General features: G+C 37.4%; 1 protein-coding gene. It reads right to left on the bottom strand.

Translation table 11 applies throughout. The features are described from left to right. Nucleotides 1-95: 95 nt before the first annotated feature. Nucleotides 96-926: an oxacillin-hydrolyzing class D beta-lactamase OXA-1 gene (locus tag PG899_RS24100; RefSeq protein WP_001334766.1), complete on the bottom strand. Its 831-nt coding sequence runs from the start codon at nt 924-926 to the stop codon at nt 96-98. Between the last annotated feature and the right edge of the window lie 131 nt (nt 927-1,057).

Below are 1,057 nucleotides of genomic sequence, written 5' to 3'. Positions count from 1 at the left end.
ATAAGGGGCGCCGAGCGCCAGCGAGGGGAGCCAAAAGCTTGCTTTTGGCCGTCCCGACTTGATTGAAGGGTTGGGCGATTTTGCCATTAGATTTTTTATAAATTTAGTGTGTTTAGAATGGTGATCGCATTTTTCTTGGCTTTTATGCTTGATGTTAAATTCGACCCCAAGTTTCCTGTAAGTGCGGACACAAAAACATATTTATGTCCTGATTTGCTTATAATAAACCCTTCAAACCATCCGTTTTGTAAGGTTCTATTTGCTGTGAATCCTGCACCAGTTTTCCCATACAGTTTTGTACTATTATCCAGATCTTGTAGATACATGTTCTCTATGGTGTTTTCTATGGCTGAGTTTTTAACTGGGAGATTGTGATTAATAATTTTACGCAGGAATTGAATTTGTTCTTCTGGTGAAATTTTTAAGCTACTTTCGAGCCATGCTTCTGTTAATCCGTTGTTTCTTTCTTTATCTCCAGAGAAGTCTTGATTTCCATAATCAAAATCTTTGAGATAATTCTTGATTTTATTTAATCCAATTTTTTGGGTTATTTCTTGCGAAACCCAAACAACAGAAAATTGCATCCACGTCTTTGGTGTATGATTGCTGTTCCAGATCTCCATTCCTTTGGGGGTTTTATCCCATTTGAATATGGTTTTCTGATCTATTATTTCCGCATCAAATGCCATAAGTGATAATGCGATCTTGAAAGTTGAATCTGGTGCCATTTGCGTTGCACACTTTGCTTTATTGAATTGAGCAATTTCAGCGTTTGTGGATGCATCGTAAAGTAAAAAACAACCTTCAGTTCCTTCAAATAATGGAGATGCAACAGTAGAGATATCTGTTGATGCACTGGCGCTGCTGTAGATAATATTTGCAATTATTAAAAAAATAGCGAAGTTGATATGTATTGTGTTTTTCATAATAAGTATTGGTTTGGTAAAGGGCTTAATTTTAACGGCTAACAATTAATGAGGCCGCGAATTCAACTCCGAAGTGCAACACCCGCCAAATCAAGCAACCTGTCGTAGTTCATCAAACACGATCTGCGGTT

The sequence above is a fragment of the Aeromonas sp. QDB39 genome (genome assembly GCF_027707585.1).
Classification (GTDB): Bacteria; Pseudomonadota; Gammaproteobacteria; order Enterobacterales; family Aeromonadaceae; genus Aeromonas; species Aeromonas hydrophila.
The sequence above is the reverse complement of the archived record's forward strand: the minus strand, read 5'-3'. Positions and strand labels throughout refer to the sequence as shown.

Excerpts from the sequence above, each read along its gene's own strand:
- PG899_RS24100 (WP_001334766.1), bottom strand. The coding sequence starts at position 926 with ATGAAAAACACAATACATATCAACTTCGCTATTTTTTTAATAATTGCA.